The following is a 322-nucleotide window of genomic DNA, read 5'->3' on the forward strand; positions in this document are numbered from 1 at the left end:
GAGATTGCGGCGGCGGTGGTGGCGGGTGGTTTGTCGTTGGCGGATGGTGCGCGGGTGGTGGCGTTGCGGTCTCGGGTGATTGGGGAGCGGCTTGCGGGTGGTGGGGGGATGGTGTCCCTTCAGCTGCCGGTGGGTGAGGTTGAGGGGTTGATTGGGCGGTTTGGGGGTCGGGTGTCGGTGGCGGCGGTGAACGGTCCGGCGTCGACGGTGGTGTCGGGAGACGTGTCGGCTCTTGAGGAGCTGGGTGGGCGGCGGGTTCCGGTGGATTATGCGTCGCATTCGGCTCAGGTGGATGCGATCCGCGATCAGATTCTCGAAGACC

At 67.1% G+C, this 322-nt stretch carries 1 protein-coding gene; it reads left to right on the forward strand.

Annotation, left to right across the window (positions count from 1 at the left end):
• Nucleotides 1–322: acyltransferase domain-containing protein (locus RM779_RS33495; RefSeq protein WP_311621564.1), on the forward strand; the 322-nt coding region annotated here is incomplete at both ends.

Origin of the sequence: Streptomyces johnsoniae (assembly GCF_031845565.1) — a bacterium.
GTDB lineage: Bacteria > Actinomycetota > Actinomycetes > Streptomycetales > Streptomycetaceae > Streptomyces > Streptomyces johnsoniae.